Here is a 14793-nt window from a genome sequence, read left to right on the forward strand (position 1 = left end):
TTCCATTTAATTTATTTCAGCCTATTTTCACTCAAAAATAGATACTTCTGCCTTCTGATTATTCTCGATAATTAATCACAAAATAATAAGTACTCTAGTGCTAACTAGGCGTAATTTCGTGTAATTTTCACCTTAAAAATAAGGGCGAAAACATCAAAGAATAAATACGCGCCAGTAATTTAAGCGATTTGCAATAAACCTCCGTATGCAACTTTCTGCGTCATAACGAATTCTGTTAAGGTCACCGGCTATTTTGTACCGCCCACATCCCAGCGGTAATCAAAAACAAATTCTGGTCGGGCCGGAAGCCCACAAGCTGCCAACACGGAGAGTGCAATGCCGCGCGCTGTTTTCTTACTGCTACCCCTATTTATTTCCCTCTCGCTTGCCTCCCCGCAAGCCCACCCCGCCGACGGCCGCGCAGATTACGACCTGGACGATGACGGCCTAATCGAAATCAACGACTGGGCCGACCTAGATGAAGTCCGCAACAACCTGGATGGATCATCGCTCTATGGCAGCAGCGAGGGTTGCCCAACGGATGGGTGTATTGGTTTTGAGCTCACCACGGATCTGGATTTTGATACCAATGGGGATGGGGTGCTCGATAGTAACGATTCTTACTGGAACGGGGGCGAGGGCTGGCAGCCCCTTGGCAGTTACAGCGATTCGTTCACCAGCGTATTCCACGGTAACGGCCACCGCATCCGCAACCTGATGATCGCACGTCGCGGCAATACTGGCCTGTTCAGCAGGCTCACCGACGCCAGTGTTCAGGAACTGGTTCTGAACGGGCCGCTGATGGCCATCGAAGGCAGCGGTTTCGTCGGTGGGCTGGCAGGATCTGCAAACACCAGCCAGATCACCGCCACCTTTGTCAGCGGTACAGTCGCTGGCACTGATAGTCGTATCGGTGGTCTGGTCGGTAATGCCTTGAATACCACCATTGCCGCAAGTTATGTCAGCGGGGCCGTGCGTGGGGACTCGTATGTTGGTGGTTTGGTCGGGTTCGGCCGTGACAGCACTGTCATCGCTAGCCTGTCCACAGCCAATGTGTGGGTGCGTATCAATACTGGCGGGTTGATCGGTTATTTAGGCTCCGCCAGCGCCAGCCACTGGGCGACTGATGTCTCGGGTCAGGCCACCAGTGCTGGCGGTGCTGGCGCCACTCTGGCCGAACTGCAGTGCCCCACCGGCGCCGATAACACCACCTGCGCGATCGACAGCACCCTGTATATCGGCTGGTCCAACCATACCGACACCCAGGGCAATCCCTACTGGGATTTTGGCACCAATACGGAACTGCCGGGACTGCGCCTGCAGGGCACCCTGTACCGCGATGGCGACGGCGATGGTGCGCTGGGTGTAGATGACGAATTCCCCACATTATTTGCTGCGAGTCGCGATAGCGACGGCGATGGCGCCATCGACCGCTGGACGCTTGGCTGTGATGCCGACTGCCGTGCCGCCAGTGGCCTGGTGCTGGACCAGTTTCCTGAAAACGCCGCCGCCGCGCGGGATACGGATCTGGATGGTTTACCCGACCAGTGGAACGCCAGCTGCGACAGCAGCTGTCAGTCTGCCTCCGGCCTGATCCTCGACGACATGCCGGGCGATACCGATAACGACGGCATCGGCAACAAGGACGACGAAGACGATAACAATGATGGTGTTGCCGACGCGGATGCCGATTCCGATGGTCTTATAGAGATTGCCACCCTGGCAGAGCTGGATACCGTGCGCTACAGCCTTGCCGGTGAGGGCCAACGCCTGAGCGCCGACGGTGCGCTGGATACCTCGGGGTGCCCACAGGTTCTGGTCAGCGGTGTGTTGCAGGCGCGCTGCCACGGTTACGAGCTCGTCGCGGATCTGGATTTCGACACTAGCGACGATGGCACCCTCGACAGCAGCGACGCTTACTGGAACGGGGGCGAGGGCTGGCAGCCTCTTGGCAATTACAGTTACCCGTTCACCAGCGTATTCCACGGCAACGGCCACCGCATCCGCAACCTGATGATCGCGCGTCCCGACAGCGATTATCAGGGCCTGTTCGGAGCTCTCAGCTACGCCAGCGTTCGGGAACTGGCTCTGAGCGGGCCGCTGATGGCCATTGAAGGTGACGACTACGTCGGTGGGCTGGCAGGTCGTGCAAGCCAAAGCCAGATCACCGCCATCTTTGTCAGTGGTTCGGTTGTGGGAACTGATAACTATATTGGAGGTCTGGTCGGCGTTGCCTTGAATACCACAATTGCCGCCAGCTATGTTAGCGGGCGCGTGCGTGGGGACGGGTATGTTGGCGGTTTTGTCGGGTACGGCAGTGGCAGCACTGTCGCTGTCAGCCTGTCCACGGCTAATGTGTCGGGGAGCACCGATGCCGGCGGGCTGGTCGGTTATTTAGGCTCCGCCAGCGCCAGCCACTGGGCCACCGATGCCTCGGGCCAGGCCTCCAGTTATGGCGGTGGCACCGGTGCCTCTCTGGCCGAGCTGCAGTGCCCCACCGGCGCCGATAACACCACCTGTGTGACCGACCGCCCCCTGTATACCGACTGGTCCAGCCATACCGATGCCCAGGGCAATCCCTACTGGGATTTTGGTACCAATACGGAACTGCCGGGACTGCGCCTGCAGGGCACCGTGCACCGCGATGGCGATGGCGATGGCGACGGCGCGGAAAATGCCGATGACGCTTTCCCGGCCAATATCGCCGCCTCAGTGGATACCGATGGCGATGGCCGACCAGATAGCTGGAACGCCGATTGCGACAGCGCCTGTCAGTCCGCCTCCGGCCTCACCCTGGATGACGACAATGACAACGACGGTGTAGCGAACGCACAAGATGCCTTCCCGCTCGATGTCGCCGCATCCGTAGATGCCGACAATGACAGACTGCCTGACACCTGGCTGGCAGCCTGCGACAGCGCCTGTCAGTCTGCTTCCAATCTCACACTGGATACGTCTCTGAACGATACGGACAACGATGGTGTCACTAACGATATCGACGACCTGCCAGCCAACGCTGCAGCGTCCGTTGATACCGATGGCGACGGTCTGCCCGATAGTTGGAACGACGATTGCGACAGCGCCTGTCAGTCTGCTTCCAGTCTCACTCTGGACGATGACAACGACAACGACGGTGTCGCAAACGCCGAAGACGCCTACCCAACAGATCCGACACGCACGGAAGACGAGGACGCTCCAGAAATCCTCAAGGCACCGGAGGCAATCAGCGTAGCGGCCACTGGCGAAAGCACTCTGGTTACTCTGAATGTGAACGAAGCCCAGGCCATCGATAATTTCGACAACGAGCTGGACTTTCAGGTAGAGCTGAATGGCGAATTGCTTTCGATTAACGACGATCAGCAGGTGACTTTGCCAAGCGGTGCCCTGAGTCTGGATTGGTATGCGGTCGACGACGCGGGCAACCGCTCCGAGTCTCTTTCCCAAACGGTCGACGTGTATCCCCAGGTGCGCTTCACGCTGGACGAATCCACAACCGGCGAAGATCGCGAAGCCTCGGTGGCTGTGGAACTGTCTGGCCCCTCCCCGGCTTATCCAGTCTCAATACTGGTCAGTTGGGTGGAGGCCGATAGCACCGCCACAAGCGCGGATGTCGTTACCGAAGGCGAAAATGGTGTAAACCTGGGTGAGCTGCTTGTCACCATCGATTCTGCGGATGCACTGGAAAACGCTGCGGTACGTATTCCAGTGGTCGGGGATGATCTGGTGGAATCCGATGAGGTACTTGCGCTCGAGTTGGCCGCGGCAATGGCGGGCAGTGGTGTGACGTTCCCGATGCCAATTGACGATGAGCGCAGCAGTCACCGCGCAACCATCACTGATACCAATGTGGCACCCACCGTTCACATAACGGGATCCCAGGCAGGAGAGAACGGCACGATATTTATTAACGACGCCGGAGAGATCACGCTGACCGCCGCTGTTGAAGATGTAAATGGTGGCGACACCCACAGCTATCAGTGGTATACCGAAGAGCTGCCGGTAACACCCGGCGATCAGGCTTCCTTCTCCTTTGATCCGGTATCGATGGCTCTCGGTGAGTACAGCGCACGCGTTGTGGTAACCGATGACGGCAATCCGATGCTGTCTTCCGAAGAAGAGACCTTCACCTTTACCCTGCAGGAAGCCGCGGCTCCCGACGATGGAGGAACTGATGACGGTGGTTCGGATAGTGGCGACCAGGGTGACGGCGATACCGACAATGGCGGTGACGACGATTCTTCTGACGGCATCAGCACCGGCGGTCAGACTCCGGTAAATAACGGTGGAAGCGGTGGTGGCGGTTCCAGTGGCGGTAGTGTCGGCCTCTGGTTACTTTCTCTGCTGGCCCTGGGCGGTCTGTGGCGCCGGAGATTGGCCTACTGGAGAGTGTCCTACTGGAGAGCGGCCCACTAAAGCCAATGCGATACGAGAAAAAGCCGGTGGTAACCCCACCGGCTTTTTCGCTTCTGGAACGAGGCGATAAACGTCTACTTCAGTTCAATGGAAGAAAAACTCACCCGGGCATAATTGCCCTCACGGAAATCCTCTTCCCAAACCCCTGAACCGGCGCAGCCGGGATACCACATGCCCTGTTGGTCTTTGCTGCTGCACTGGTTGTAGGCGCCCGCTTTGAAATAAAACCAGTCGCCGCTGTAGCCTGCTGGGTTGTCCAGGCTGTCGACCTTGCCGTATGCATCCGTATTACTCGACAGGTCAATGGCGTACTCCACCCGCGGTTTGTTGGGTGCCTCAAAAACCAGCTGCATGATATTGCCGACCACATTGACCGTATAGCTGAACGACTCGTTGAGCTTGATGCCCTTCTGACCCGGGTTTTCCGCGGATTCCCAGGTGTTGCCCCACACCGGATAGGCGATATCGATGCGGTTGGGATCGTCTTTTGCCAGGTTGCGCTCATAGGTCCAGAAAACCGAGCCGTACGCGTGGTTGGGGAATTTTTTGTAGTAGATCTTCAGTGGCTCGTTGCCGTAGCCAAAGCCTTGGCTGAGCAGGCTTTCATCCTTGCCCGCGTGTATCTGGCCGACCACGACAGAATACGCCGGAGGCTTGTCGGGATGCGCGGCATTCACCGCGACGTGATTGACCGCGAGAGTCGCGGAAAGACGTCCACCCACCGCACCAAAATTCGCTGCCTGAGGGTGCGCGGCCAGTGCAAAGTTGTTTCCCGGCGCTTTGGTCTTGGCGCCTTGCGGGTGAATCATCTGCCGCAGTTCACTGCGGGTATTGGTGGAGTTGGCTGTGGTGATGGCCTTGTTGGGGGCGGTAAATACCACCTCACCCTTGTGGTTTCCGTAAAAGAAACGCGGCTCATACAGGCGCAAAATCTGTGGCGGGCCCACTTCGTCAATTTTCCCATCACCGTTGCTGTCCATGGGCAGGGTGATTTTCCAGTGGCGGAGATCAATCAGTGAACCTGGAACAATTTGGGCTCTGGGTACGGCGTCGTCGCGGGCCATGTCGGGATGCTGCGGCTCGCTCTGGCAGGCGGACAACAACATACAGCTGGCGGCAATAGTGGTGAACTTGAGTGAAGAAGTGATGGATGAAAAATAGTGTTGAGGTTTTAGCATTACATCGACCGATATCAGATTACAGGTATTCAGACTAAGCGCCCGGTTTATATGAGCGCCTGGATAGAAAATCTGAGGCACCGATTTTTGCATCATCCCCGGGTGAAAACTGTAAATTTCGGGAATTTCTATGGAAATTGGTTGACCAGTTTGTGGCTGGTGCGCTGAGAGTACTATCTGTTTGGGCGCTAGCGTCTAGACAGCGCCTCGCGGGCGACTACTTTTTATCAGGGCAGATAAAGTCATTCACCAGGGTACCCAGGTTGTGTTCGAGCATCTAGACGCCGTTTTCCTCGCGCGGGTGCAGTTTGCATTTACCGTGTCGTTTCACTTTATATTTCCGGCTTTCTCCATCGGTCTGGCCAGCTACCTGATGGTGCTGGAGGGGCTGTGGCTGAAAACCGGCCGCGGCGTCTACGCAAACCTGTATCGCTACTGGCTGAAAATCTTTGCGGTGGGATTTGGTATGGGTGTGGTGTCTGGCATCGTGCTGTCCTACCAGTTCGGTACCAACTGGTCTGAGTTTTCCCACAAGGCCGGTCCGGTGATCGGTCCGCTGATGGGGTATGAGGTGATTACTGCCTTCTTCCTCGAGGCGGGGTTTCTCGGTGTCATGTTATTTGGCATCAATAAAGTGGGGAAACGCCTGCACTTTTTCGCGACCTGTATGGTGGCGCTGGGTACTGTGGTGTCCGCTTTCTGGATTCTGTCGGTGAATTCCTGGATGCAGACGCCGGCGGGCTTTGAAATCAATGATCAGGGTCAGTTTATTGTCGGCAAATCCTGGTGGGATGTGATTTTCAATCCGAGCTTCCCCTACCGGCTGGTACATACGGTGATCGCCGCCTATCTCACCACGGCGTTTGCGGTGGGGGGTGTTGGTGCCTGGCACCTGCTCAGAGACCGCAACAACGTCGGCGCCCGCAAAATGTTCTCCATGGCTATGTGGATGGCGGTCATTGTAACCCCGGTGCAGATCCTCGCGGGGGATATGCACGGGCTGAATACCCTGGAGCATCAGCCGGTCAAGGTGCTGGCGATGGAGGGGGATTTCGATCCCAGTCCCAACGGTGCGCCCCTGATCCTGTTCGGGATTCCGGATGAAGAAGCGGCCAAGGTGCATTTCAAGATTGAGGTTCCCAAGCTGGGTTCTCTGATTCTTAAACACGACCCGAATGCACCGCTGCCCGGGCTGACGGACTTTCCGCGGGAGGACTGGCCGCCGGTGGTGGTGGTGTTCTGGTCTTTCCGTGTAATGGTCGCGATTGGTTTCGCCATGTTGGCGCTGGGGGTCTGGAGTTTAATCGCGCGGCGCCGACAACGCCTGTATGCGTCCCGCGCATTGCATCGGGCTGCGGTGTGTATGGGGCCAGCGGGGTTTGTCGCGGTAATCGCGGGCTGGATTACCACGGAGGTTGGCCGCCAGCCCTTTACTGTATACGGGCTGATGCGAACGGTGGATTCCGCCTCGCCGCTGGATGCGCCGGCGGTGGCGGCGTCGCTGATAGCCTTTATCGTGGTCTACACCGCGGTGTTCGGCATGGGAATTTACTATCTGCTGCGCTTGATGGCGCATCCACCCAATCGCGGTGAATCGGAACCCGACAAGGCGCCGACCCATGCTGCCGGCATTACACCGGCGTCCAGTCTGGCACCGGCGTCATCAGGCCATGCAGGAGGTACCCATGGAAAGTCTTGATCTGCCACTGATCTGGGCGGGGCTGATCTGCTTTTCTGTCTTTGCCTATGTGGTGCTGGATGGCTTTGATCTGGGTGTCGGTATTCTCTCGCCCATACTCGCCCCAGGAGAGGAGCGCGATCAGGCGATCAACTCCATTGCACCCTTCTGGGATGGCAACGAAACCTGGCTGGTCATGGGTGGCGGCGGACTGCTGGCGGTTTTTCCTCTCGCCTACGCGATCATCCTGCCGGCGACCTATCCGCTGATGATTGCCATGCTGCTGGGGCTGGTGTTCCGCGGCGCGGCATTTGAATTCCGCTGGCGGGATCCCGCCCACCAGCCGCTGTGGGATCTGGTAATTACCGTGGGCTCCACCGTGGCAGCGCTGGCACAGGGCATTACCATCGGCGCCATCCTGCAGGGTATTGAGGTGGAGAACAACGCCTATGCTGGCGGTTGGCTCGACTGGCTGAGCCCGTTCAGCGTGCTTACCGGTATTGCTGTGGTAATTGGTTATGCGCTGCTGGGTGCCACCTGGTTGATTCGAAAAACCGAGGGTGGATGCCAGCGTCATGCACACCGTCTCGCCTACGGGTTGGGGATAGCCACCGTAGGGGCACTGGTTGCGGTAAGCCTGGCAACCCCGTTTCTGAGTAATGACTACTGGCGCCGCTGGTTTGAAATGCCCCAGGTCCTGCTCACCGCACAGGTTCCTTTACTGGTGATTATCTGCACCGGCGTATTTTTCTGGAGCCTGAAAAAGGGGTATGAACTGCTGCCGTTCCTGATGGCGCTGGCGCTGTTCCTGCTGGGCTTTATCGGGTTGTGTATCAGTATTTTCCCCAACATGATTCCGCCGTCGATCACCCTCTGGGAGGCCGCGGCGCCGCGCGATAGCCAGTTGTTTTTACTGGTGGGCGCGGCATTTATCATTCCGGTGATCCTGGCGTATACCGGTTGGGCCTACTGGGTGTTCCGCGGCAAAGTCGGCACCGAGGGGTATCACTGATGAAGCAGGAAGGTGCCACCTGGAAGCGGCTGGGCTGGATGCTGGCAATCTGGTTGATGAGTGTGATGGCGCTTGGCAGTGTGTCACTCATTCTGAAGTGGTGGCTGGCGCCATGAAGCCGGCGCTCGATGCCCGTTTCTTTTTACTCACACCCGCGTAGACTCCGCCCCCAACCTCACCGAGTGGCGCCAATGAACATGTATCATCAACAACCCAATAACCCTCTGCACGGTGTGACGCTGGAAACCATCGTGTTGCAGCTCGAGCAGCACTACGGCTGGCAGGGGCTTGCAGACCGTGTGCCGGTAAATTGCTTCCGCAATGATCCCTCGGTGAAATCCAGTCTGAAGTTTCTGCGTAAAACCCCCTGGGCCAGAGAGAAGGTCGAGGCGCTGTATATCGCGACCTTTACCGACAGTAACCCCTGGAAAACGTAAACAGCAAAAGGATCCTGAAGTGCGCAACCTGATACGGTATCTGTTGATTGCCGCAATTGTGCCGATGTCCGCCTGTACCGGTGTTCCCGATGGCGTGGAACCGGTGGAGGATTTCGAGATCAACCGCTACCTGGGTACCTGGTATGAAATCGCACGCCTGGATCACTCCTTCGAGCGGGGCCTCAGCAAGGTAACCGCGCAATACAGCCTGCGTGAAGACGGCGGTGTAAAGGTAGTGAATCGCGGGTTTGATGCCGAGAACGCCAAATGGCAGGAGGCGGAAGGCAAAGCCTACTTTGTCGATGCTCCGAATGTGGGGCACCTGAAGGTCTCATTCTTCGGGCCTTTTTATGGCGCCTATATCGTGTTTGAGCTGGATGAGGACTATCGCTACTCCATGGTGTCCGGGCCGGACCGTTCCTATCTTTGGTTGCTGTCGCGCACGCCCACGGTGCCGGACGCGGTGTTGCAGCGGTATGTGCGCCGGGCGAGCGAGCTCGGCTTCGATACGGAGGCACTGATAATGGTGACCCAGGAGCCTCAGGAATAAACCGGTGCCAGCGCAAAGAGATTTCGGCCCGCGCCGGTAACGGGGGCTGAATTTCTTCAAAATGCGGTCGCAGCAGCCTTTTCTATACTCCCAGTAGCGAAATTTTTTGTGGGCGGGAGGCGGTGTGGGCGCAGGCATTTCAGATCGCGGCGCGAGACCCAATGGCGGTGTGCGCGCCGATGAACTTCCGGCAACTGGTCGGCGCCGCTTTATTCGCACGCAACTCTACCTCGGCTGTGGATTGCTGGCGGGGACCGGCGCGCTGCCCAGGGTGCGGGCGGACAAGCTACCGGACAGCAGCAAAGAGGCGGGCCACCGGCTCAGTAAATTTTTCTCGGTGTCGCAAAAACTCCTGCATCCACTGCCGGTCGATACTCAGCTCGATCGGCGTGTTGCGGTGCGCCTGTTGGCGGCCCTGAACAGTGAGTATCCGTCGTTCGCCCAGCAACTGGATGTATTGCCGGAAGATCCGGGCCCTGCGGATCGTCACTCGCCGGTGGCGCAATTGATCGTTTCCGCCTGGTACTTGGGAACGGTGGGTAAGACTCTGGTGACGTTTGAACGCGCACTGATGTATCGCCTCACCGCAGATGTACTCCCGATACCCAGTTACTGCACCGGTAAGCCGGGCGACTGGGCCAGCGCACCCAAACTGAAATTCGGGGGGGTCTAGATTTTGCCAGGCAAGGAAGCCGAATTTGTGGTGATAGGCTCTGGGGTGGCGGGCGCCCTGGTGGCGAACACGCTCGCCAAAGCGGGCAAATCGGTCATTATTCTGGAGGCGGGGCCGCGAGTACCCCGCTGGCAGACGGTGGAGCGATTTCGCAACCAGCCAGACAAGTCCGACTTTATGGCGGCCTATCGCTCACCGCCCTGGGCACCGCACCCGGAATACGGCGAGTTTGCCAATGATTACCTGATCTTCAAGGGCAGCCATGCGTTCAACTCCCAGTATATTCGCGCTGTGGGCGGCACTACCTGGCACTGGGCGGCGTCCTGTTGGCGCTTTCTGCCGAGCGACTTCAAACTGAAAAGCCTCTACGGAGTCGGCCGCGACTGGCCCATCGAGTACAGCGACCTGGAGCCCTGGTACCACCGCGCAGAGCAGGAGCTGGGGGTCTGGGGGCCAAAGGATGAAGACCTGGGTTCGCCCCGCAGTACTGGCTACCCGATGCAGCCGTTGCCGCTGTCTTTCAATGAAGCCCGCGTAAAAACGCGTATGAATAGCCACAATCCCGCCTGGAAAGTGGTGACCGAGCCGGTGGCACGCAACAGCCGGCCCTACGATGGTCGCCCTACCTGTTGCGGGAATAACAACTGCATGCCCATCTGCCCCATTGGCGCCATGTACAACGGTATCGTGCACGTGGACAAGGCGGAGGCGCACGGCGCCGAACTGATCCACAGCGCGGTGGTGAACCGGTTAGTGAGTGAGGGCGATCGCATTGTTGCCGCAGAGTACAAGGACCCCATGGGCATGGATCACCGGGTTTCTGGCAAGCACTTCATCCTCGCCGCCAACGGGATCGAAACGCCGAAACTGATGCTGATCTCCTACGGCCGCAAGCACCCCACCGGGGTCGGCAATCGCTCGGATATGGTGGGCCGCAACCTGATGGATCACCCGGGTACAGGTGTGCATTTTTACGCTGACGAGCCTCTGTGGCCAGGCCGGGGCCCCCAGGAAATGAGCTCGTTGGTCGGTTTCCGGGATGGCGAGTTTCGCGCGGACTATGCGGGCAAGAAGTTGCACCTGTCGAATATGTCTGCGGTGCACAAGGCAACCCGCGGGGTACTGGAGCAACGGGATCCGATCAATATCCCCGAGCTCACCGAGCGTATCCGCGAGCGCGCGGCGCGCTACGTGGAGTTCAACAGCTTCCACGAAATATTGCCGCAGCCGCAAAACCGCATTCGCCCCAGTACTTCGGAAAAGGACGCGAGCGGTATACCGCGCCCGGAAATCACTTACAGTATTGACGATTACGTGGCGAAGAGTGCCGCGCACACCCGGGAAACCTACGGGGAAATCGCCAAGGTGATGGGCGGCACCGACGTCACCTTCAGCGATGATTTCGCGCCCAACAACCACATTACCGGCACCACCATCATGGGGTTTGAAGCGACGGACTCGGTGGTGGACAAGGACTGCCGCACCTTCGACCACCCCAATCTGTTTATTGCCGGCAGCTCGGTAATGCCCACGGTGGGCACCGTCAATGTCACCCTCACCATCGCTGCCCTCGCCCTGCGCTTGGCGGACACACTACTCAAGGAGGTGTGATGATGGGGGTGCGAGGGATATGGCTGGTGGCTGTCGGCGCCCTGTTGCCGGCGGCGCTGTTGTTGGCGCAGGAGGTCTGGGACCAGGCGGCGGAATCGGAAGTGAATACCGAGCTGAACCGGCCAGAATTGATCGAGAGGGGGCGCTACCTGGCCGTTGCCGGGGATTGTCAGGCCTGCCACACCCGTGCCGGCGGCACGCCGTTTGCGGGCGGCCGCGCCATGCCCATTCCGATGCTCGGTACGCTATACAGCAGCAATATCACCCCGGATATCAACACCGGCATCGGTACCTGGACACTGGAGGAGTTTGACCGCGCACTGCGCCGGGGGATCGGCAAGGGGGGGCGCAACCTCTATCCTGCGATGCCCTACGAGTCTTACGCGAAAATTACCGATGCGGATATTCAGGCGCTGTATGCCTATTTCCTGTTTGGTGTGGCGCCGGTCCACGACACGCCGCCGCCGAATAAAATCACCCGCGCACTGAGCGCCCGTTGGCCACTGAAAATCTGGAACTACCTGTTCACACCCAGCGGCCCGTTTAAGCCCGATCCGCAGCAGAGTGCGTCCTGGAACCGCGGCGCCTATCTGGTTCAGGCGCTGGCCCATTGCGGCGAGTGCCACACGCCCCGCGGCCTGGCATTTCAGCAAAAGGCGTACGATGAATCCGAAAAAGGGTTTCTCGGGGGAGGACCGGTGCTGGATGGTTGGGAGGCCTACAACATTACCCCGGACCGCGATAGCGGCATTGGGGACTGGAGCACCGAGCAACTTATCCAATATCTCAAAACCGGCCACGTCAATCGCCTCGCGCAGGCCGGTGGCCCTATGGCGGAGGCGATCGAGTTCAGCCTTTCCCGGATGACCGACGCGGATATCCGCGCAATGGTCACCTACCTGCGCGCCATCCCACCGGTAAAAGGTAAGGCGCGGGTTCCCCGTCAGCGGCGCGGCACCGCCGCGACGGATGTGATCATCGAGCGCGGCAACCCCCTGGTACACGAGCTGAATCCGAGGTTGAGTGCAGATGGCGCGCGCCTGTATCTGGGGCTGTGTGCCACCTGCCACGGCGTGGATGGCACCGGCAGCAAAGACGGCTACTACCCGTCCCTGGTGCACAACTCTACCGTGGGTGCCGAAAGCGACCACAATCTGCGCCAGGCAATACTGCAGGGCATACGCCGGACGGTGGATGGTGAAGAAATCATGATGCCGGGGTTTGCCAGTGAGTTGAACGACGAACAACTCGAGCGGCTAATGGCTTATCTGCGCAAGCAGTTTGCCACCCCGGATAAAAATAGTGACCGAGAAGCGGGTAGCGCCGGTTAGAGTCCCGGCTGCACCTTTCTAGCCTTGTCACGTTTACCCTTTCCCGCACTTGTATCCCTGTCGCCCCAGTGGTGATCCAGGTGCAGGTCGGGATCGCGGCGATCCTCCTGCAGTGCCTGCAGCAACTGCTCGCGATAGATCTTGGTCTTAGCCACGTGCTGGGATTCATCGCGCCAGTAGGGGAACAGGGATTCCAGCATACGCTGGTCGTGCTGTTTGAACTTGCGTGCGGCCCGTTGCGCCTGATGCTTGGACAGGCCCAGCAGCTGCAGCGCGCCGGCGCCGATTTCCAGGGCGCTGTCCACCGTCTCCCGGTAGATGTATTTCACCCCCGCCTCCATAAGCGCGTACTGATGCATGCGATTGCGCGCGCGCGCGAGAATAGTGAGGTGTGGGAAGTGCTTCTGGATGCGGCTGACGATCTCCAGCGATGCGGCCTGGTCGCTGAGGGTAAGGATCACGATCTTCGCGTTGTCCGCCCCCGCCGCGTGCAGCAGGTCCTCCCGGGATGCGTCGCCGTAATAGGCCTTGATACCGTAGCGGCGCACCAGTTCGAGTTGCTCGGCATTGTGTTCCAACAGCGTGGTATCGAATCCGCAGGCGTTCAGCAGGCGACCGGCAATCTGCCCGTAGCGACCGTAACCGATGATAATAACCGGCGAGCCATCGTCGTGGGGCGCGCTGTCCGCGACATTCGGCTGGCGCGGGCCACTGAAAAAGCGCGGCTGGATGAGCCGTTCGTAGGCCATCAGCAACAGCGGCGTAAATGCCATCGACAGGGCGATCAGTGCGATCAGCACGCTGCTCACATCCGTCGGCAGTACGTGGTTCTGGCTGGCATAGGCCAGCAACACGAAACCGAACTCCCCCGCCTGTGCCAGCGATAGCGCAAACAGCCAGTCTTCTCCTCGCGCCATTCCGCGCACCCGCGCGAGAGCAAAAAGAATGGCAAATTTCACCAGTACCAGCAGCGCCAGCAGGCCAAGCAGTAGCAGCGGCTGCTGCATCACCAGTGCCAGATCCAGATTGGCGCCGACAGCGAGGAAAAACAGCCCCAGCAGCAGCCCCTTGAAGGGCTCGATGTCCGCTTCCAGCTCGTGGCGAAACTCGCTGTCCGCAAGTACCACACCCGCGATAAAGGTGCCGAGAGCCGGCGACAGATTCAGCGCCGACATGAGCGCCGCGGCACTCAAAACGATTAGCAGCGCGCAGGCGGTAAACAGTTCCCGGGTGCGGGTGCCCACCACAATGCGCAGCAGCGGCGTAAGCAGAAAGCGCCCGGCCAGAATCAGGCCGGTTACCGCACCCAATACCGCCAGAGCGTAGGTCCACCCCTGCAGGTCGTCCGGATCGCTGGCAATTTCCACGGTGGCCAGCAGCGGCAGCAACGCAAGAATGGGAATGACGGCGATGTCCTGGAACAGCAGTACGCTGAACGCATTGCGCCCGCCTTCGGTTTTGAGCAGGTCTTTCTCCGACAGCGACTGCAATACGATAGCGGTAGAGGAAAGTGCGAGCACCAGCCCGACCGCGGTCGCGGTGCGCCAGTTGAAGTCGAACAGCGCCATGGCCAGGCCACAGATCGCAAGCGCGGTCAGCAGAACCTGGGCGCCACCGGTGCCGAAAATGGCGCCGCGCAGCGCCCAGAGTTTCCGCGGTTGCAATTCCAGGCCGATCAGAAACAGCATCAGCGCCACGCCAAACTCGGCAAAGTGCAGCTCTTCGCTGGTATCCCCCACCAGGCCAAAGGTGTGGGGGCCGATCAACACCCCGGCGACCAGATAACCGAGCACCGAGCCAAAGCCCAGCCGCTTGGCGAGCGGTACGGACACCACTGCAGCGGCGAGAAAGATAACGGTCTGAAGTAGAAAATTGTCGTGCGGCATGAAAAATCGTAAGCGTTATATCGG

General features: G+C 59.1%; 11 protein-coding genes. 9 read left to right on the forward strand and 2 right to left on the reverse strand.

Annotated elements, in window-relative coordinates; translation table 11 throughout:
- Nucleotides 1-336 precede the first annotated feature (336 nt).
- Nucleotides 337-4413 (forward strand): COG1361 family protein, encoded by a 4077-nt coding sequence (locus ACYX4K_RS15280; protein WP_475091288.1) that lies wholly within the window; start codon nt 337-339, stop codon nt 4411-4413.
- 74 nt (nt 4414-4487) lie between these two features.
- Here ACYX4K_RS15280 and ACYX4K_RS15285 read toward each other — a convergent pair whose 3' ends face one another.
- Entirely contained in the window at nt 4488-5591 is a 1104-nt protein-coding gene (locus ACYX4K_RS15285) for a polysaccharide lyase family 7 protein (RefSeq protein ID WP_475091287.1), read from the reverse strand.
- A 265-nt stretch (nt 5592-5856) separates the two neighbouring features.
- Here ACYX4K_RS15285 and ACYX4K_RS15290 point away from each other — a divergent pair, with 265 nt between their 5' ends.
- From ACYX4K_RS15290 to ACYX4K_RS15325, 8 genes are all read left to right on the forward strand, one after another.
- Complete coding sequence (locus ACYX4K_RS15290) at nt 5857-7290, forward strand: cytochrome ubiquinol oxidase subunit I (RefSeq protein ID WP_475091286.1); 1434 nt, start codon at nt 5857-5859, stop codon at nt 7288-7290.
- Nucleotides 7277-8281 carry a cytochrome d ubiquinol oxidase subunit II gene (gene cydB, locus ACYX4K_RS15295; protein WP_475091285.1) on the forward strand — a complete coding sequence of 335 codons (1005 nt, stop codon included), beginning with the start codon at nt 7277-7279 and terminating at the stop codon, nt 8279-8281. Before ACYX4K_RS15290 ends, cydB begins: the two co-directional genes overlap by 14 nt.
- Nucleotides 8281-8397: a DUF2474 family protein gene (locus tag ACYX4K_RS15300; RefSeq protein WP_475091284.1), complete on the forward strand. Its 117-nt coding sequence runs from the start codon at nt 8281-8283 to the stop codon at nt 8395-8397. The genes cydB and ACYX4K_RS15300 overlap by 1 nt, the downstream gene beginning before the upstream one ends.
- An 81-nt stretch (nt 8398-8478) precedes the next feature.
- The gene (locus tag ACYX4K_RS15305; RefSeq protein ID WP_476178721.1) at nt 8479-8718 is read left to right on the forward strand and encodes a VF530 family protein; all 240 of its coding nucleotides are present in this window, start codon (nt 8479-8481) and stop codon (nt 8716-8718) included.
- A gap of 19 nt (nt 8719-8737) precedes the next feature.
- Nucleotides 8738-9268 (forward strand): lipocalin family protein, encoded by a 531-nt coding sequence (locus ACYX4K_RS15310; protein ID WP_475091282.1) that lies wholly within the window; start codon nt 8738-8740, stop codon nt 9266-9268.
- Between the two features lie 124 nt (nt 9269-9392).
- Nucleotides 9393-9941 carry a sugar dehydrogenase complex small subunit gene (locus ACYX4K_RS15315; RefSeq protein ID WP_475091281.1) on the forward strand — a complete coding sequence of 183 codons (549 nt, stop codon included), beginning with the start codon at nt 9393-9395 and terminating at the stop codon, nt 9939-9941.
- A gap of 3 nt (nt 9942-9944) precedes the next feature.
- Nucleotides 9945-11552 carry a GMC family oxidoreductase gene (locus ACYX4K_RS15320; RefSeq protein ID WP_475091280.1) on the forward strand — a complete coding sequence of 536 codons (1608 nt, stop codon included), beginning with the start codon at nt 9945-9947 and terminating at the stop codon, nt 11550-11552.
- The gene (locus ACYX4K_RS15325) at nt 11552-12883 is read left to right on the forward strand and encodes a c-type cytochrome (RefSeq protein ID WP_475091279.1); all 1332 of its coding nucleotides are present in this window, start codon (nt 11552-11554) and stop codon (nt 12881-12883) included. The genes ACYX4K_RS15320 and ACYX4K_RS15325 overlap by 1 nt, the downstream gene beginning before the upstream one ends.
- On the opposite strand, the gene ACYX4K_RS15330 is transcribed toward ACYX4K_RS15325, so the two are convergent.
- Entirely contained in the window at nt 12880-14769 is a 1890-nt protein-coding gene (locus ACYX4K_RS15330) for a monovalent cation:proton antiporter-2 (CPA2) family protein (protein ID WP_475091278.1), read from the reverse strand. The genes ACYX4K_RS15325 and ACYX4K_RS15330 overlap by 4 nt on opposite strands.
- Nucleotides 14770-14793 lie beyond the last annotated feature (24 nt).

Source organism: Microbulbifer sp. ABF4_107 (assembly GCF_056312215.1).

Excerpts from the sequence above, each read along its gene's own strand:
- ACYX4K_RS15325 (WP_475091279.1), top strand. The coding sequence starts at position 11,552 with ATGATGGGGGTGCGAGGGATATGGCTGGTGGCTGTCGGCGCCCTGTTG.
- cydB (WP_475091285.1), top strand. The coding sequence starts at position 7,277 with ATGGAAAGTCTTGATCTGCCACTGATCTGGGCGGGGCTGATCTGCTTT.
- ACYX4K_RS15330 (WP_475091278.1), bottom strand. The coding sequence starts at position 14,769 with ATGCCGCACGACAATTTTCTACTTCAGACCGTTATCTTTCTCGCCGCT.
- ACYX4K_RS15305 (WP_476178721.1), top strand. The coding sequence starts at position 8,479 with ATGTATCATCAACAACCCAATAACCCTCTGCACGGTGTGACGCTGGAA.
- ACYX4K_RS15300 (WP_475091284.1), top strand. The coding sequence starts at position 8,281 with ATGAAGCAGGAAGGTGCCACCTGGAAGCGGCTGGGCTGGATGCTGGCA.
- ACYX4K_RS15285 (WP_475091287.1), bottom strand. The coding sequence starts at position 5,591 with ATGCTAAAACCTCAACACTATTTTTCATCCATCACTTCTTCACTCAAG.
- ACYX4K_RS15280 (WP_475091288.1), top strand. The coding sequence starts at position 337 with ATGCCGCGCGCTGTTTTCTTACTGCTACCCCTATTTATTTCCCTCTCG.